This is a genomic window from Intrasporangium sp. Soil_C_50, assembly GCF_057656595.1.
Map to the genome: position 1 here is coordinate 13,021 of NZ_JBDGKB010000003.1, position 17,395 is coordinate 30,415.

General features: G+C 72.2%; 17 protein-coding genes. 7 read left to right on the forward strand and 10 right to left on the reverse strand.

Annotated elements, in window-relative coordinates; genetic code table 11:
* Window positions 1-88 precede the first annotated feature (88 nt).
* The gene (locus AC3A5R_RS09730) at window positions 89-442 is read left to right on the forward strand and encodes a YciI family protein (protein WP_487620561.1); all 354 of its coding nucleotides are present in this window, start codon (window positions 89-91) and stop codon (window positions 440-442) included.
* 27 nt (window positions 443-469) lie between these two features.
* Here the strand turns inward: AC3A5R_RS09730 and AC3A5R_RS09735 are convergent, their stop codons facing one another.
* Entirely contained in the window at window positions 470-1,132 is a 663-nt protein-coding gene (locus AC3A5R_RS09735; protein WP_487620562.1) for an SRPBCC family protein, read from the reverse strand.
* Window positions 1,133-1,147: 15 nt separating this feature from the next.
* Window positions 1,148-2,602 carry a cyclic 2,3-diphosphoglycerate synthase gene (locus AC3A5R_RS09740; protein WP_487620563.1) on the reverse strand — a complete coding sequence of 485 codons (1,455 nt, stop codon included), beginning with the start codon at window positions 2,600-2,602 and terminating at the stop codon, window positions 1,148-1,150.
* A 199-nt stretch (window positions 2,603-2,801) separates the two neighbouring features.
* Here AC3A5R_RS09740 and rocD point away from each other — a divergent pair, with 199 nt between their 5' ends.
* Complete coding sequence (gene rocD / locus AC3A5R_RS09745) at window positions 2,802-4,043, forward strand: ornithine--oxo-acid transaminase (RefSeq protein WP_487620564.1); 1,242 nt, start codon at window positions 2,802-2,804, stop codon at window positions 4,041-4,043.
* Between the two features lie 9 nt (window positions 4,044-4,052).
* Here the strand turns inward: rocD and AC3A5R_RS09750 are convergent, their stop codons facing one another.
* Window positions 4,053-4,196: a hypothetical protein gene (locus AC3A5R_RS09750; protein ID WP_487620565.1), complete on the reverse strand. Its 144-nt coding sequence runs from the start codon at window positions 4,194-4,196 to the stop codon at window positions 4,053-4,055.
* A 193-nt stretch (window positions 4,197-4,389) separates the two neighbouring features.
* Between AC3A5R_RS09750 and AC3A5R_RS09755 the strand changes: the two genes are divergently transcribed.
* The 4 genes from AC3A5R_RS09755 (at window position 4,390) to AC3A5R_RS09770 (ending at window position 7,895) form a co-directional block, all read left to right on the forward strand.
* Complete coding sequence (locus tag AC3A5R_RS09755) at window positions 4,390-5,082, forward strand: histone deacetylase (protein WP_487620566.1); 693 nt, start codon at window positions 4,390-4,392, stop codon at window positions 5,080-5,082.
* 365 nt (window positions 5,083-5,447) lie between these two features.
* Window positions 5,448-7,100 (forward strand): APC family permease, encoded by a 1,653-nt coding sequence (locus tag AC3A5R_RS09760; protein ID WP_487620567.1) that lies wholly within the window; start codon window positions 5,448-5,450, stop codon window positions 7,098-7,100.
* Window positions 7,101-7,249: 149 nt separating this feature from the next.
* Window positions 7,250-7,438 carry a hypothetical protein gene (locus AC3A5R_RS09765; protein WP_487620568.1) on the forward strand — a complete coding sequence of 63 codons (189 nt, stop codon included), beginning with the start codon at window positions 7,250-7,252 and terminating at the stop codon, window positions 7,436-7,438.
* A 55-nt stretch (window positions 7,439-7,493) separates the two neighbouring features.
* The gene (locus tag AC3A5R_RS09770; RefSeq protein ID WP_487620569.1) at window positions 7,494-7,895 is read left to right on the forward strand and encodes a YccF domain-containing protein; all 402 of its coding nucleotides are present in this window, start codon (window positions 7,494-7,496) and stop codon (window positions 7,893-7,895) included.
* Window positions 7,896-7,954: 59 nt separating this feature from the next.
* Here AC3A5R_RS09770 and ptsP read toward each other — a convergent pair whose 3' ends face one another.
* From ptsP to AC3A5R_RS09800, 6 genes are all read right to left on the reverse strand, one after another.
* Complete coding sequence (gene ptsP, locus AC3A5R_RS09775; protein WP_487620570.1) at window positions 7,955-9,637, reverse strand: phosphoenolpyruvate--protein phosphotransferase; 1,683 nt, start codon at window positions 9,635-9,637, stop codon at window positions 7,955-7,957.
* A gap of 10 nt (window positions 9,638-9,647) precedes the next feature.
* The gene (locus AC3A5R_RS09780) at window positions 9,648-9,914 is read right to left on the reverse strand and encodes an HPr family phosphocarrier protein (protein WP_487620571.1); all 267 of its coding nucleotides are present in this window, start codon (window positions 9,912-9,914) and stop codon (window positions 9,648-9,650) included.
* Between the two features lie 77 nt (window positions 9,915-9,991).
* Window positions 9,992-12,106, reverse strand: a complete 2,115-nt coding sequence (locus AC3A5R_RS09785; protein WP_487620572.1) for a PTS fructose transporter subunit IIABC — start codon at window positions 12,104-12,106, stop codon at window positions 9,992-9,994.
* Window positions 12,107-12,124: 18 nt separating this feature from the next.
* On the reverse strand, window positions 12,125-13,072 hold the full coding sequence (gene pfkB, locus AC3A5R_RS09790; RefSeq protein WP_487620573.1) for a 1-phosphofructokinase: 948 nt from the start codon (window positions 13,070-13,072) through the stop codon (window positions 12,125-12,127).
* Window positions 13,069-13,830, reverse strand: coding sequence for a DeoR/GlpR family DNA-binding transcription regulator (locus AC3A5R_RS09795; protein WP_487620574.1), 762 nt, complete (start codon window positions 13,828-13,830; stop codon window positions 13,069-13,071). The genes pfkB and AC3A5R_RS09795 overlap by 4 nt, the downstream gene beginning before the upstream one ends.
* 247 nt (window positions 13,831-14,077) lie before the next feature.
* Window positions 14,078-14,464 carry a VOC family protein gene (locus tag AC3A5R_RS09800; RefSeq protein ID WP_487620575.1) on the reverse strand — a complete coding sequence of 129 codons (387 nt, stop codon included), beginning with the start codon at window positions 14,462-14,464 and terminating at the stop codon, window positions 14,078-14,080.
* A 168-nt stretch (window positions 14,465-14,632) separates the two neighbouring features.
* Here AC3A5R_RS09800 and AC3A5R_RS09805 point away from each other — a divergent pair, with 168 nt between their 5' ends.
* Entirely contained in the window at window positions 14,633-16,831 is a 2,199-nt protein-coding gene (locus AC3A5R_RS09805; protein WP_487620576.1) for an ATP-dependent DNA ligase, read from the forward strand.
* 73 nt (window positions 16,832-16,904) lie between these two features.
* Here the strand turns inward: AC3A5R_RS09805 and AC3A5R_RS09810 are convergent, their stop codons facing one another.
* Complete coding sequence (locus AC3A5R_RS09810; RefSeq protein WP_487620577.1) at window positions 16,905-17,366, reverse strand: hypothetical protein; 462 nt, start codon at window positions 17,364-17,366, stop codon at window positions 16,905-16,907.
* Window positions 17,367-17,395: the final 29 nt, after the last annotated feature.

The window sequence follows — 17,395 nt, forward strand, 5'->3', positions numbered from 1 at the left end:
CCCCGCTCGACGTGGGGGTGAGTCGGCACCGGCTGACCACCACACTCACCAGCACCAGCATGATCATGAGCCGCACAGGAGCACTCCGATGACCCAGTACCTGATGTCCGTCCACCACACCGCCGCCGAGCAGACGCCCCCGCAGGACGAGATCGAGCGCATGTACGCCGATGTCTACGCGTTCAACAGCAAGCTGCAGGCCTCCGGCGCCTGGGTGTTCGCCGGAGGCCTCGTCGACCGGTCCGAGGCCAGGGTTGTCGACGCCACGTCCGGTGCCGACTCCGCCGGAGTCACCGACGGGCCGTTCAGCGAGGCGCGCGAGTGGCTCGGCGGGTTCTGGGTCGTCGAGGCGCCCGACCTCGAGGCTGCGCTCGCCATCGCCAAGGACGGCTCGCAGGCCTGCGGCGCCCCCGTCGAGGTCCGCGCCTTCCAGGGCGAGTAGCCCGCGGAGGGCGGCAGACGCTCCGGCTCAGGCCGCGAGCGCCGCCGCCTCGGCCCGCTCCTTGATGCCGAGCAGCATCTTGCGGGTCATGAGCGCGCTGCCCGCAGCGAGCGGCTCGCAGACCGCCCGCGAGGCGTGCGTCGTGTAGCCGTACCGCTCCCGCACGAGCAGCCGGGTCGTGAGCCCGGGGTGCTTGCGCACCACGAACGCCCACGAGAAGTCGTACGGCGGGCCGGGCTCGCCCTGACGGGCCCGCCCGTCGACGACGAGCGAGTGCCCCTCGTCGACCGACGCGACGCGCAGGGCGAGCTCCGGGTGCAGCCGGAAGTCCTCGCCCGCGTGCGGGTGCTGCCACTCCTCGTGCACGTGGTCGGCGCTCCTGACGCGGCAGCCGACGAGGTTCTCCAGCCAGTCGTAGCTGTAGAACCCGCCGTGCTCCTGTCCCAGCTGGGCGACCCACGGCCACACCTGCTCCGGCGGCGCGTCGATCGTCACGGCCCGCGTGGCCACGAGTGACGCGTCGGGGATCAGCTCGTCGCCGGGCAGCGCGTCGAGCGTCTCCCCGGTGGTCGACCCGTACCGCAGGTAGGCCCACCGGAACGTCCACGCGGAGAAGGCGACCCCCGTCGCCAGCGCTCCGAGCAGGGCCGCTCGGCGCAGCGGGTGGACGTCCCACCTGATCGGGTTCACGGCCTCCTCCTCTCGTCAGGTCGCCGCGAGGTGACGTTCCGAGGCGAGGGCGCCGGACGCGTCGCGCCGGGCGAGCGCCTCGCGCACCGCGGCGTCGAGCTGGCCCGGCGTCCGCTCGCGCAGCTCGTAGCGGGCCCGGACGATCGGGACGCTGACGCCGAGCACGCGCATCAGGTCGATGGGGGTGCCGGCCACGACGGCGTCGCACATGCCGGCGTCGGCGACGGCCTCGATGGTCGCCTCGAGGTCGCGCACCTGGGTGGCGCCGTAGCCCATGGCGGGCAGGATGCCGCGCGCGTTGGGGTACCGCTCGAAGGTGGCGGCGATGGAGCCGACCGCGTACGGCGTCGGGTTGACGATCGCTGCAGCGCCGGCCTGTCGGGCGCCGACGACGCCGGCTCCGTACGTCATCGAACCGTGCGTCAGGGTCGGGCCGTCCTCGACGACGACGACGCGGTGACCGCGCACGAGGTCCTCGTCGTCGACGCGGACGGGGCTGTCGGCCAGGACGATCCGCGCGTTCGGGTTGAGGCGCAGGCACGAGGCGACGACCGCCTCGATGTCCTCCGGCCGGGCCGAGTCGCACTTGTTGACGAGGACGACGTCGGCCATCCGGACGTTGGCCTCACCAGGGTGGTAGCGCGTCTCGTCGCCCGGCCGCAGCGGGTCGGCGAGGACGATGTGCAGGTCCGGCTCGTAGAACGGCAGGTCGTTGTTGCCGCCGTCCCAGAGGATGACGTCGGCCTCCTGCTCGGCCTCGCGCAGGATCCGCTCGTAGTCGACGCCCGCGTACACGACGCAGCCGTTGTCGAGGTGCGGCTCGTACTCCTCGCGCTCCTCGATGGTGCAGTCGTGCGCGTCGAGGTCGGCGTAGGTGGCGAACCGCTGGCACGCCTGCCGGGCGAGGTCGCCGTACGGCATCGGGTGGCGCACCGCCACGACACGCAGCCCGGTGCGCCGCAGCAGCCGGCTCAGGTAGCGGGTCGTCTGGCTCTTGCCGACGCCGGTGCGCACCGCGGTGACGGCGAGGACCGGCTTGGTGCTGCGCAGCATCGTCTGCCGGGCGCCGCGCAGCCAGAAGTCGGCGCCGGCGGCGATCGCCTCGGCCGCCAGGTGCATGACCCGCTCGTGCGGCACGTCGGAGTAGGCGAAGGCCACGACGTCGACGTGCTCGCGGGTCACGAGGTCGGTCAGCTGCGCCTCGTCGACGATCGGGATCCCCTGCGGGTAGAGCGAACCCGCGAGCTCGGGCGGGTACCGGCGTCCGTCGATGTCGGGGATCTGCGTCGCGGTGAACGCGACGACCTCGTACGCCGGGTCGTCGCGGAACGCGACGTTGAAGTCGTGGAAGTCGCGACCGGCCGCGCCGAGGATGACGACGCGTCGGCGCACGGCCCCGGGTGTCGGGCCTGACCCGTCGGTGGCGTCGGTGGCGTCCGGGCTGGGGGCGAGGGGTCCGGTGGTGCTCATGGCCAACTCCGTGGCTGAGGTCGACCGCCGGAACCGACACACCCGAAAGCGGGTAGTCCTGGCTGCGGGACCCGCCACTCCCATGGTGGCACCGGTGCTCCGACGCGTCAGGCGGACGAGACACGTCTCACCGTGCCTGCGACCGTGGCGTGCGGCACGACCGCCGGACGCCCGGCCGGGACGGTGCGACCATCGAGGGGTGAGCAGCACGACGACCGACCGTGACGACCACACGAGACCGACGACCGCGACGCACGAGCACGTCTCCCTCGCCGAGCAGTGGCTCGCCCGCAACTACCACCCGCTCCCCGTCGTCATCGCGCACGCCGAGGGCGCGTGGGTCACCGACGTCGACGGACGCCGCTACCTCGACGCGCTGGCCGGCTACTCGGCGCTCAACTTCGGGCACCTGCACCCCGTGCTCGTCGGCGCGGTCCGCGACCAGCTCGACCGGTTGACGCTGACGAGCCGCGCCTTCCACAGCGACCGGTTGGCCCCCTTCGCACGCGACCTCGCCGCCCTCGCCGGCAAGGAGCTCGTGCTGCCGATGAACACCGGCGCCGAGGCCGTCGAGACGGCGATCAAGACGGCCCGCAAGTGGGGGTACGAGGTCAAGGGCGTGCCCGACGGCCGGGCCCGGATCGTCGTCATGTCTGGCAACTTCCACGGCCGCACGACGACGATCGTCAGCTTCAGCGACGACCCCGTGGCCCATGACCACTACGGGCCGTACACGCCCGGGTTCGACGTCGTGCCGTACGGCGACGCGGCGGCCCTCGAGGCGGCCATCACCGACGACACCGTCGCCGTGCTCCTCGAACCGATCCAGGGCGAGGGCGGCGTCGTCATCCCGCCCGAGGGTTACCTGCGCGATGTGCGCCGCCTGACCCGCGAGCACCGCGTCCTCATGGTGGCCGACGAGATCCAGTCGGGGCTGGGGCGCACCGGCTCGACGTTCGCCTGCGACCTCGAGGGCGTCGTGCCCGACCTCTACGTCCTCGGCAAGGCCCTCGGCGGCGGGATCCTGCCCGTCTCGGCCGTGGTCGGCGACGCCGACGTGCTCGGCGTCTTCACGCCCGGCAGCCATGGCTCGACCTTCGGCGGCAACCCGCTCGCGTCGGCCGTCGGGCACGCGGTCGTGGGCCTCCTCGAGACCGGCGAGTACCAGGAGCGGGCCGCGTGGCTCGGCGAGGTGCTCGCCGACGGGCTGGAACCGCTCGTCGGCCACGGGGTCGACGCGGTGCGCGTGCGCGGGCTGTGGGCCGGCATCGACGTCGACCCGGCGCTCATGACCGGGCGCGAGGTGTGCGAGCGGATGCTCGAGCAGGGCGTCCTCGTCAAGGACACGCACGGCTCGACCGTCCGCATCGCGCCCCCGCTCGTCGTCGAGGAGCGCGACGTCGAGCTGCTCGTCGACGCCTTCGCGCGCATCCTCCGCTAGCGCGTCCACCTACTGGCCGCCGTGGCCGGGCATGCTCGGGATCCGCGACCGCGGCGTCGACTCGTCGGACCACCGCAGCACGGCACCGACGCCGTCGGCCGGGTTCGTCTGGCCGGGGTCGACGAGCGTCACGCCGAGGGGATCCGGCCCCACGTCGCGGATCGGTCTTCGTCACGTCCATCGTCACGCTCGGAACGGGCCGCAGGCCTCAGCCAGCCCGTGGAACATCTCGAGATCCATGGTCACCTCCATGTCTGGGACATCTCGGGCAGCGGACGTCTCGCTCCTCCCCACTCCGGGCGGTCCTCGTCAGCGGGCGCGGCCCGAGTCTGCGATGGTGGAGGTGATGGACCATGTCTGGTACGCGGCCTACGGGTCGAACCTCTCGCGCGACCGCTTCACCCACTACCTCGCCGGCGGCCGCCCATCCGGCGCCGCCCGCGGCTACGACGGCGCACGCGACGCGTCCGAACCGCTCGGCGACGTGCCGCTGACCCTCGAGGGCCAGGTGTACTTCGCGTGGCGGTCCCCGACGTGGGGCGGCGGGATCGCCTTCTACGACCCGGACGCATCGGGCCGGGGCGTCGGCGACGTGGGCCCCGACGCCGGCGGCACCACCGGCGCGGGCGGTGCGTCGGGGGTGGCCGCGCGGGCCTACCTCGTGACCGGCGAGCAGTTCAGCGACGTCGCGAGCCAGGAGATGCGGCGTCCGATCGGGCGCGACCTGCCGCTATCAGAGCTGTTCCGTGAGAGCCGCACCGCCGTGCTCGGGCCGGGACGCTACGAGACGCTGCACGTCGTCGGCGAGGTCGACGCCGTGCCGGTGGTGACGTTCACGGCGTCGTGGGAGCACGCGTCGGTCGAGCTCCAACCGCCCGTCGACGCGTACCTGCGCACCATCGCGACGGGGCTGGCCGAGTCGCACGGCTGGGACGCCCCGGAGATCTGCGACTACCTGCTCTCTCGCCCCGGGTCGGCACCGACGTGGACCCCCGACGCCCTCGCCGACCTCGTCACCGACGCCCTCACCCTTTCCTGACGCCTCCTCGGGGTCGAGTGGCCGGAGCGAACTGCCGAAACCCGCCCCAGAGGCCGTTTCCGCCACCCGTTCCGGCCACTCGACCCCGACTGTGCCCCGGTCAGGGCCAGTCGATGGCTGTCACGTAGGCGTCGTGGTTCCAGTCGCCTCCCCAGATCGTCAGCCCTGCCGGGAGCGCACCGACGAGCGGTTCGACGGCGGCGTGGCACCTCGGTCAGAAGCCCCGTTTTGGGTCGAATGACCGACTCGCGGTTGATCCGGCCGCGGGTCGGTGGCGGGGGTGCCGAAGCGGACAAACGGGTACAGCGCCCCACGGACCTCTTGCACCGATGCGGGAGATGCGTCCGCTGACGAGAGGTGACCACATGGCAACCGTCGACACCAGACCCCAGGACACACCGGTCCTCAAACGGCACGTCGGGATCATCGGGCTGCTGTTCGCCAGCGTCGGCTCGATCATCGGCTCGGGGTGGCTCTTCGGAGCCCTCAACGCCTCGCAGGCCGCCGGACCGGCGTCCATCGTCTCGTGGGTCTTCGGCGCGATCCTCATCCTGCTCATCGCGCTGTGCTACGCCGAGCTGGGCACGATGTTCCCGCTCTCCGGTGGTGTCGTCCGCTTCCCGCACATGGCCTTCGGCAGCTTCGCCAGCTTCACGAGCGGCTGGATCACCTACGTCGCGGTCGGCACGACAGCCCCGATCGAGGTCGAGGCCGCCCTCCAGTACGGCACGAAGTACGCCGACTTCACGACGAAGCACCTGATCGGTGGCGAGCCGGTCTACACGCTGACGCCGCTCGGCTACACCGCCGCGGTCATCCTCATGGCGGTCTTCGTCGTCATCAACTACTTTGGCGTCCGCTGGTTCGCGCGGATCAACAACGCCCTCGTGTCGTGGAAGCTGTTCATCATCGTGCTCGTCATCGTCGCGTTCTTCGTCGCGGCGTTCCACGGTGAGAACTTCACGAGCCACGGCTTCACGCCGACCGGCTGGCACGGCGTCTTCACCGCCATCGCGACGAGCGGAATCGTCTTCTCCTACCTCGGATTCCGCCAGGGCATCGAGCTGGCCGGCGAGACCGACAACCCGCGTCGCAACGTGCCGCTGGCCGTCATCGGCTCGGTCCTCATCACCGCGGTCATCTACATCCTGCTGCAGGTGGCCTTCATCGGCGCGCTCGACCCGTCGACGCTGGCGAGCTCCAAGGGATGGGCCAACCTCTCCTTCGAGAACGACTTCGGGCCCCTCGCGGCCCTGGCGACGCTCCTCGGGATGGGCTGGCTCGCCGTGCTGCTCTACCTCGACGCCATCATCTCGCCCGGCGACACCGGCCTCATCTACACGACCGTCACGGCGCGCATCTCCTTCGCGATGGCGCGAAACGGCAACGCCCCCAAGGCGCTCGAGCGCACGACGCACCGCGGCGCCCCGCTCGTCGGGCTCGTCCTGGCGTTCGTCATCGGGCTCATCGCGTTCCTGCCGTTCCCGAGCTGGCAGCAGCTCGTCGGGTTCATCACCTCGGCGACGGTGCTGTCGTTCGCGTCCGGACCGCTCGTGCTGTCCGCGCTGCGCAAGCAGATCCCCGACGCCGAGCGTCCGTTCCGCCTGCCCGGCGGGCACCTCGTGCCGTTCCTCGCGTTCTGGGGCTCCAACCTCATCGTGTACTGGTCGGGCTGGAACACCGACTGGAAGCTCATGGCAGCGGTGCTCATCGGCTTCGTCCTGCTCGCGATCTTCTCGGCCACCGGGGTGCTGCGTGGCCAGTCGTTCGACCTGCGCGCGGGCCTGTGGGTGCTGCCCTGGCTCGGGGCGCTGACGATCGTGTCGTGGCTCGGCGACTACGACGGCGGCCTCGGCATCATCGGCTTCGGCACCGCCATCCCGGTGCTCTTCGTCGTCTCGCTCGCCATCTACGTCATGGCGCTGAAGCTGCGCCTGCCTGACGACCAGGCCCGCGCCTACATCGACGAGACGACCCACGAGGCCAAGGTCCAGGACGACCAGCTCGCCACGGCCTGACGTCGGCTCCGGGTCGAGTGGCCGGATCGAACCGGCGAAACCCTCCACAGAGGACGTTTCCGCCCTTCGATCCGGCCACTCGGCCCACAAGACGGCGTTCCTCAGGTCCAGTCGATGGTGGCCACGGATCCGGGTGCGACACTCGGAGGGTGAACCGGTCGCCCTACCTGATCGCGCTCGGCGTGCTCCTCTTCCTGGTCGGCGTCCTGTGGACCCTGCAGGGCCTGGGTGTCGTGGGCGGGAGCGTCATGTCCGGGGTGACCACGTGGGCGGTGATCGGTCCGGTGGTCGCGCTCGGCGGCCTCGCCCTCGTGCTGTGGCCCCGCCGCAGACCCTGAGCCCGACGCGTCACGACTCGCGTCCACGCCGGCTCGCGGCTGGTTGGATGGAGCCATGCGGACGCTGCTCAACATCATCTGGGTCGTGCTCTCCGGCTTCTGGCTCTTCCTCGGGTACGTCGCGGCCGGCGTCCTGCTCTGCATCCCGATCATCACGATCCCGTGGGCCGTCGCGTCGTTCCGCATCGCGGTCTACGCGCTGTGGCCGTTCGGGCGCACCGTCGTCAGCAAGCCCACCGCGGGAGTGGGGTCGTTCCTCGGCAACGTCATCTGGGTGGTCCTGGCCGGCGTCTGGCTCGCGATCGCGCACGTCGTCACGGGGCTCGCCCTGTGCGTCACGATCATCGGCATCCCGTTCGGCATCGCCAACTTCAAGATGATCCCGATCTCGTTGGCCCCGCTCGGCAAGCAGATCGTCGACCTCGACGCGACCGACCAACCCGCGCTCATCGGCTGAGCGAAGCGTCGAGCGGGCTCGGCCGTCGGGTGCCCACCTCCTGACGCGTGGGCCTTCGGTCAGAGGAGGTCGGTGAGGGTGTCGTTGGCGCGCTCGCGGACGACCTGCAGCGCCTCGTAGGCGGTGCGCGCACCACGAGCGGCGGCCGCGAGCCCCCGACACTCGGCCACGGTGTGCAGCGACAGCGCGAGCCGCACGATCGGCACCTTGCTCGGCGCCATCGACAGCGACGACACCCCCAGCCCGACGAGGACGAGCGCGAGCAGCGGGTCGCCCGCCGACTCGCCACAGACGCCGATCGGCCGGCCCGCGGTGGCCGCCCCCTCGCTCGCGAGCGCCACGACGTCGAGGACGGCCGGCTGCCACGGGTCGAGCAGGTCGGACAGCTCGCCCTGCATCCGGTCGGCCGCCATCGTGTACTGCGCGAGGTCGTTGGTGCCGAGCGAGCCGAAGTCGACCTCACCGAGCACGTGCGAGGCCCGCAGGGCGGCGCCCGGCACCTCGATCATGACCCCGGCCTTGGGCAGCCCGTTCTCGCGGACCCGCCGTGCGAACCAAGCCGCCTCCTCGACGGTCGCGACCATCGGGGCCATGACGCGCACGTCGGCCCCGGTGTCGCGGGCCGCGATGGCGAGCGCCTCGAGCTGGGCATCGAGCAGCTCGGGCCGCTCGGCCGACAGGCGCAGGCCCCGACGCCCCAGGGCCGGGTTCTCCTCGGGGCCGAGGTCGGCGAAGGCGAGCGGCTTGTCGGCGCCGGCATCGAGCGTCCGGACGACGACGCGTCGGTCGCCGAAGGGCGCCATGACGCGTCGGTAGATGTCGGCCTGCTCCTCGACGGTGGGCGCCTTGTCTGCCGAGAGGAAGACGAACTCGGTGCGGAAGAGCCCGACACCCTCGAGGTCGAGCGGGCCTGCGGCCTCGGCGTCCTCGACGCCGCCGATGTTGGCGAGCAGCGCGATGGCGGCGCCGTCGGACGTCCGGCCGGGGCCCGACAGGTGCGCAAGCGCGTCGGCCCGACGCTGTCGGCGCCGGCCCTGCTCCTGCACGACCTCGGGGTCGGGGTCGACCGAGACCTCGCCGGAGTCGCCGTCGAGCGCGACGGGCGTGCCCGGCGCGATGTCCGTGGCGCCGTGCAGCTGCACGACGGCGGGGATGCCCATCTGGGCGGCGAGGATCGCGGTGTGGCTGGTGCGGCCGCCGCCCTGGGTGATGATCCCGACGACGAGCGCCCGGTTGAGCGTGGCCGTCTCGGCCGGGGCGAGGTCGTGGGCCACGAGGACGCACGGCTCGGTGAGCTCGGGTACGCCCGGCGCCGGCACCCCGAGCACGGCGGCGACGGCGCGCGCCCCGACGTCGCGCAGGTCGGTGACGCGTTCGGCGAAGTACCCGCCGAGCGCCTCGAACTGCGCGGCGTACTCCTCGACCGCGTGGGTGATCGCCGTGGCGCGGCCCTGCCCGGCGTCGAGCAGCTTGGCGGCCGCCTTGACGAGGCCCTTGTCGCGGGCGATGAGGGCGGTGGCCTTGAGGATCTGCTGCGCGGTGTCGTCGGCCTGGGCGGCCCGCTCCTCGAGCGAGACCGCCACCGTCTCGAACGCCGCCTTGACGTCGGCCAGGGCGGCCTCGGGGTCTTCGGGCGCAGCCTCGTTCGCCGGCGGCGGGACCGGTGGTGCGACCTGCACCACCGGTCCGTAGGCCGTGCCGGGGCTGACGCCGATGCCGTGGATCGTCGTCTCGGCGGGCATCAGTGCCTCCTCAGGCGTCGAGGTCCTGCGAGAGCAGGTCCACCAGCTGGTCCAGCGTCGCTTCGGCGCCGTCGCCGTCCGCGGAGAGCACGACCTCTTCGCCGTGCTTGGCCCCGAGGGCCATGACGCCGAGGATGCTCGTCGCGTCGACGGGGTCCTGGCCGGGTCGGGCGATCTCGACGTCGAGGCCGCTGTTGCTCGCGGCCTCCACGAAGAGGGCGGCGGGGCGGGCGTGCAGGCCCACGGACGAGGCGATGGTGACGGTACGGCTGGGCATGGACTGCTCCTTCGGTGGATGCCGGTGGTCGTGCTGTCGGGTGGTGGCGCAGGAGATCAGACGGGTGTCACGCCTGATCAGACCGTAGCGGTGGCCTCGACCTGCGCAAGGTTCGCTTCGCGGGAGCGCAGGGCGATGAAGATGCCGGTCATGACGAGCACGCCGATGATCAGGGCCAGGAGGAAGAGGAGGAAGTTGCCGATGAGCGGCAGCACCCAGATGCCTCCGTGCGGGGCCCGCAGCGTCGCGCCGAAGAGCATGACCAGGGCGCCGGTGACGGCCGAGCCGACGACCGAGCTGGCGATGACGCGCACCGGGTCGGCGGCCGCGAACGGGATGGCGCCCTCGGAGATGAACGAGAGGCCGAGCAGCCAGGCGGCCTTGCCGTTCTCGCGCTCGGGCTCGGAGAAGAGCTTCGGGCGCAGGGTCGTGGCCAGCGCCATCGAGAGCGGCGCGACCATGCCGGCGGCCATGACGGCGGCCATGATCTTCAGCTGCGGGGCGTCGGTGGCGGCACCGGCCGCAGCGAGGCCGGTGGTCGCGAAGGCGTAGGCCACCTTGTTGACCGGGCCACCGAGGTCGAAGCCCATCATCGCGCCGAGGATGGCGCCGAGGACCAGGGCGCTCGCGCCGGTCATGCCGGTGAGCCAGCTGTTGAGGCCGTTGGTGAGGGCGGTGATCGGTCGTCCGAGCACGGTGATGAACAAGCCGATGGTGATGAACGAGGACAGCAACGGGATGACGACGACCGGCATGACGCCGCGCACGCCCTTGGCGACCTTCCAGCCCGCGATCCAGTGGGCGACGAAGCCGCCGAGGAGGCCGGTGACGATGCCGCCGAGGAAGCCGGCCCCCATCGTCGCGGCGACCGCGCCACCGACGATGCCGGGCACGAGGCCGGGCCGGTCGGCGATGGCGAAGGCGATGAAGCCGGAGAGGATCGGCACGAGGAAGCCGAACGCGGCGCCACCGATGACGAAGAAGAGGGCTGCCCACGACGTGAGGCTGGTCGCGCTGAAGGTCTCGGCGATGTTGAGCGGGTCGCCGGGCTTGAGGTTGTACTTGACGATCTCGATGGCGCCGTTGGAGCCCATCGCCACCTGGGCGAGCATGAACGAGATGGCGATGAGGATGCCGCCGGCCGCGACGAACGGGATCATGTAGGAGACACCGGTCATCAGCCACTGCCGGATCTTGGTGCCGGTGCTCGCGCCCTCCTCGACCTTCGAGACGAGCCCTCCGGATGCGACCGCCATGCCGGCGCCGGCGACGGCAGCCGCGCGCTTGGCCGGGTCGGCGTCCCACTCGGCGACGAGCTGCTCGGCCTGCGACACCAGGGCCGGCCCGTCGGAGATGCCCTTCTTGACGCCGACGTCGACGAGCGGCTTGCCCGCGAAGCGTCCGGCGTCCTTGACCGGGAGGTCGTGGGCGAAGATGACGGCGTCGGCCGCGGCGATCTGCGCCGCGCTGAGCGGCTTGGACCCGGCCGAGCCCTGCGTCTCGACGAGCATCGTGTGGCCGGCGGCCTTCGCTGCGTTCTCGAGGCCCTCGGCCGCCATGTACGTGTGCGCGATGCCGGTGGGGCACGAGGTGACCCCGACGAGGTTGAGGGTGCGGCGCTCGCGCGTCGCCGTGGCGACGGAGCCCGACGCGGCGCCGGTGGCGTCGCTGCCCACGGCGGCCGACGCGGCACCCGCGGCACCGGCTCCGGCCGCACCAGCGGCGGTCCCGGCGGGGGCGTCGAGCGCGACCTCCTGGCTGACGATCCGCACGACCTCCGACTCGGACGTCGCCGCGAGGAGCGCGTCCTTGAAGTCCTGCTTCATGAGGGCGCGGGCGAGCTTGGGCAGCATCTGCATGTGCGCGTCGCCGCCGCCCTCGGGGGCCGCGATGAGGAAGATGAGCCGGGCCGGGCCGTCCTTGGCGCCCCAGTCGATGCCCCCGCCGTCCGTCGCGCGGCCGAACACGAGCGAGGGCTCGGTGATGGCGGCGCTGCGGGCGTGCGGGATGCCGATGCCGCCGGGCAGGCCCGTGGCCATCGTCTCCTCGCGGGTGCGGACGTCCGCGAGGAACTGGTCGAGGTCGGTGCAGCGGCCGGTCGCGACGAGGCGCTCGCCGAGCGTGCGCGTCGCCTCGTGACGGTCGGCACCGGTGAGGTCGAGGACGACCTGCTCTTCGGTGATGAGGGACATGCGGGTTTCCTTTCGGGTTCAGCCGGCGAGGCGCCAGGTGAAATCAGGGGTGTCGGTGCTGTCGACGGGGATGCCGAGGAGGTCGGCGGGGGTGGGGACGCGGCTGCCGGGCAGCGTCACTGCCGCGGCGCCCCAGAGGACTCCGGTGGCGAGGGCGTCCTCGGGGGCCTGCCCGGTGGACAGGCCGTGCAGGAGGCCGGCGAGCATGCAGTCGCCGGCCCCGACGGTGGACAGCGGGGCGGTGATCGTCGCGCGGGCGTGGACGGCTCCGTCGTCGGTGACGAGGAGCGCGCCGTCGCCGCCGAGGCTCACCGCGACGCACTCGATCCCGTTCGTGACGAGGTCGAGGGCGGCGTCGCGGACGTCACCGAGGGTGGGCAGGTCGTGCCCCACCACCTCGGCGAGCTCCTCGTGGTTGGGCTTGATGAGGCTCGGGCGCGCCGCGACGGCCGCGGCCATCGGGGCTCCCGAGGAGTCGACCGCGACGCGGACGCCGAGGTCGCGGACGCGTCGGACGAGCGTCGCGTAGAGGTCGGTCGGGGCGCCGGGCGGCAGGCTCCCGCAGCCGACGACCCAGTCGGCGCCGGTGGCGAGCTCGACCGTGGTGTCGAGGAGGGCGTCCACCTCGTCGGCCGAGAGCGCCGGGCCGGGCTCGTTGAGCTTGGTCGTCGTGCCGTCGGGCTCGAGGACGCTGATGTTCATCCGCACCGTGCCGGCGACCGGGACGCTGTGGCGCCGGACGCAGGACGCGTCGAGCAGCTCCTCGAGCAGGTGGCCCTCGGGGCCGCCGACGGGCAGGACGGCGACGGTGTCACCGGCGTTGGCCGCGAGCGCGCGGGAGACGTTGACTCCCTTGCCACCCGGGTCGATCCGGCTCTCGGTGGCCCGGTGCACCTCGCCTCGGCGCAGGGCGTCGATGACGACGGCGCGGTCGACGCTCGGGTTCGGCGTGAGCGTGACGATCATGCGGTCACCACCTCGGGTCCGGCGGCTCGGATGTCGGCCGCTACGTCGTCGGGAAGGTCGGTGTCGGTGACGAGGACGTCGACCTCGTCGAGGCCGGCGAAGCGGTGCAGGTGGTCGTCGCCCGCCTTGCTCGAGTCGGCGAGGACGACGGCGGTGCGCCCGGCGGCGACCATGGCGCTCTTGACGACGCCTTCGGACTGGTCGGGGGTCGTGAGGCCGCGGGCGACGGACAGGCCGTTGGTGCCGAGGAAGGCGACGTCGACGACGACGTCGCGCAGGGCGTTGACGGCCCAGATACCGACCGACGCGCCGGTGAGGGGGCGGACGCTGCCGCCGACGACGTAGAGCGAGATGCCCGGGCGGGCGCAGAGGATGCCGGCGATCTGGACGCTGTTGGTGATGACGGTCAGCTCGGCGTCGGCCGGGAGCAGCTCGGCGAGTGCCTGGGTGGTGGTGCCGGAGTCGAGGACGATGCTGCCGCCGGCCGGCACGTGCTCGAGGGCGCGGGCGGCGATGCGGCGCTTGACGTCGGCGAGGCGGCCGAAGCGGGTGGCGAGGTTGGGCTCGACCTCGAGGCGCTCGACGGGGATCGCGCCGCCGTGGACCCGGCGGAGGGAGCCGCGCCGCTCGAGGGCGGACAGGTCGCGACGGATGGTCTCGGCGGCGACCCCGAGGGAGTCGGCGAGCGCCGTGACCTCGACCCGGCCGGCCTGGCGCGCCTCGCTCATGATGCGCTGCTGCCGCTCCGCTGCGTACATCGGACCCCTTCGTCCTGTCGTGCTGCTCGTGCCTGCGTGCTCGTGCTGTCCGGCGGTGGGCCTCTGGTGGCCCGGTCGTTCCATGGAACCACCGAAGCGGACCCAAGTAAAGAGATTCGGGCACCCGTTTTTGTGACAGTAGGGCCGCGTCAGTGAGCGTCGACCACTCTTCCGTGAACGAAACGGCTCGAAACGGGCAGTCTGCAGTGCCCATCCGCGTGGATGGGTGGTGAACGGGCGCGGTCGGTCAGCCGGGGCCGGGCGCCTCGAGGACGGACAGGACGTTGCCCGACGGGTCGGTGAACCACGCGATGAGCGGGCCGCCCTGGCGGAAGATCCCCGACGCGTCGGTCTCGGCCGGTGTGCCCTCGTAGTGCTCGAAGGTGACGCCCCGCGAGGTGAGGTCGGAGACGGCCGACTCGATGTCGTCGACGGGGAAGTTGAGGATCGTGTACGTGGCCGGCGTGTGGTCCGGCTTCGGGTAGACGATGACCGGGCGGTCGCCCGCCAGGTGCAGCGTCAGCATGCCGTTCTCCTCGGTGACGCGCAGACCGAGCGTGTCGCCGTAGAAGGTCCGGGCGGCGTCGATGTCCTTGACGGCGAAGCCGCTGAACGCCTTGGAGTTCTCGAGCACCAGGGTCCCCTCTCGTCGTGGTCGTCCTCCCAGTGAACTCCTCGACGCGGCCGTGTGGGGGCTTCGTTCACGGTGTGCCGGCGGTGGTCGGGTTCGTGCCGTCGTTGCCGGCGTCGCTGAGGGCGTCGTTGAGCGCGTCATGACGGTGCGCGTCGTTACGATCGCCGGGTGAGCGCCAAGCCCGCCGTCGTGTCCGCGCCGAGCCCTGCCAGCCCGTCCGGGGAGCGGGAGGTGCGCGTCTCGAGCCCGGACCGCGTGCTGTGGCCGGCGTCGGGGATGGCCGACGGCAAGCCGGTCACCAAGCTCGACATGGCCGAATACCTTGTGGCCGTGGCCGACCCGCTGCTGCGCGCGCTCGGCGACCGGCCGGTGACCCTCCAGCGGTTCCCCGAGGGCATCGAGGGCGAGGAGTTCTTCTCCAAGAACCCACCCAAGGGCGTGCCCGACTGGGTGCGCACCGTCATGTGCACGTATCCGTCGGGGCGGCGCCACCCGCAGCTCGTCGTCGACGAGGTGGCCACGGCGGTGTGGGCAGCACAGATGAACACGATCACCTTCCACCCGTGGCCGGTGCGCACCGGCACCATCGACAACCCCGACGAGCTGCGCATCGACCTCGACCCCCAGCCGGGGCGCGGGTTCGCCGACGCGGTGGAGGCGGCGTTCGCGCTGCGCGAGGTCATGGCCGAGATCGGCCTGACCGCCTGGGCCAAGACGTCCGGCAACCGCGGCGTGCACGTCTACGCCCGCGTCGCGCCGACGCACGAGTTCCTCGACGTGCGGCACGGCGTCATCGGCATCGCCCGCGAGCTCGAGCGGCGCCTGCCCGACCTCGTCACGACGTCGTGGTGGAAGGAGGAGCGCGGCGAGCGGGTCTTCGTCGACTTCAACCAGGCCTGCCGCGACCGCACCATTGCCTCGGCGTACTCGCCGCGCCCGCTGCCCGGTGCGCCGGTGTCGACGCCGCTGACGTGGGACGAGCTGCGCGACGCCGACCCCAAGGCGCTGACGCTGCGCACTGTGCCCGAGCTCGTGGCGTCGCGCGGGCACGCCTGGGCCGGCATGGACGACGCCGTCGGCGACGTCGCGGCCGCGATCGCCTTGTGGGACAAGGACGTCCACGAGCGCGGGCTCGGCGAGCTGAACTTCCCACCCGACTACCCGAAGATGCCCGGCGAGCCGCCGCGGGTCCAGCCGAGCAAGCGCCGCCAGGACAAGTCCGATGCCGAGTACATGGCGCCGAAGGCCGAGCGCGACGCCGAGCTGCGCGAGGTGTGGGGCGACGTCGTGCCGCCGGTGCCGCCGATGCTCGCCAAGCCGGTCAAGGACTTCTCCGCGGTCAAGGCCGACGTGCTCTACGAGCCGAAGTGGGACGGCTTCCGCTCGATCATCTACCGGGCCGGCGACCTCGTCGAGATCGGCTCGCGCAACGAGAAGCCGATGACGCGCTACTTCCCCGACGTCGTCGAGGCGGTGCTCGCGAACTTCCCGGACAAGGCGGTCATCGACGGCGAGATCGTCCTCGTGTCACCGGAGTCCGGCGACCGGCTCGACTTCGACCTGCTCCAGCAGCGCATCCACCCGGCCGCCTCGCGGGTCAAGAAGCTCGCGGCCGAGACGCCGGCCTCGTTCGTCGCCTTCGACCTGCTCTCCCTGGACGGCGTCTCGTACGTCGAACGCCCGTTCAGCGAGCGCCGGGCGGCGCTCGAGAAGGCACTGGCCGACGCGTCCGCCCCCGTCTACCTGACGCCCGCGACCGCCGACGCCGAGGTGGCGCGCGGCTGGTTCACCCAGTTCGAAGGGGCCGGGCTCGACGGCGTCATCGCCAAGCCGGTCGACGTGCACTACGAGCCGGACAAGCGGCTCATGTTCAAGATCAAGCACGAGCGCACCGCCGACTGCGTCGTCGCCGGCTACCGCGTGCACAAGAGCGGCCCCGACGCCATCGGCTCGCTCCTGCTCGGCCTCTACGGCGCCGACGGGCAGCTGGCGTCGGTCGGGGTCATCGGCGCCTTCCCGATGGCGCGGCGGAGGGAGCTCTTCACCGAGCTCCAGCCGCTCGTGGCCGAGTGGGACGAGCACCCGTGGAACTGGGCGGCACCGGCGGAAGGCACTGAGGGCGTGCGCAACCCGCGGTCCTCGGAGTACTCGCGGTGGAACAGCGGCAAGGACCTCTCGTTCGTGCCGCTGCGGCCCGAACGCGTCGTCGAGGTGCGCTACGACCACATGGAGGGCGATCGGTTCCGCCACACGGCCCAGTTCGTCCGGTGGCGGCCCGACCGCGAGCCCGGGTCCTGCACGTACGCCCAGCTCGAGGAGCCGGTCAGCTACGACCTCGCCGACGTCCTGTCCGCCCGGGGCGACTGACGCCGGCGGTCTGGGCGCGCGGCGTCAGTCGCGGGTGGGGTCACGGGGGTCGGACACGGCACCAGGGACGGCGTCAGGGAGCGCGACCGGTGGCGATCCGCGCGAGCGAGACGAGGAGGCCGAACGCGCTGCCGACGAAGCCGAGGGCGAGGAGCACCCTCGTGACGATCGTCCACGGCGAGTCGGGCCCGTAGTCGAACGGGAACACCGTCCACAGCTCGATGAGCGCGACGATCCCGAACCCGATCGTCACGACGTCGCCGAGCGCCCGCAGCCGGGGCGCCCTGACGAGCGCCGTGACGATGTTGACGACGATCGAGGCGATGATCGCCGCGTTGACCGCCGGCAGGACGCGGGGGGTCTCGGCGGTGAGGAACGGCACCGCCTGCCAGCCCGGGGCGACGTTGATGAGGTAGTAGATGACCCCGTTGACGACGGCCGCGCCGAGGTTGCCCCCGGCGACGGACGCCGGCGTCGGACCCCGCGCCCGGCCCTTGACGCGTCGGGACGACTGGGGTTCCAGCTGGGTGGACATGTGGACTCCTTCCCGGTCCTGCGGGTCGA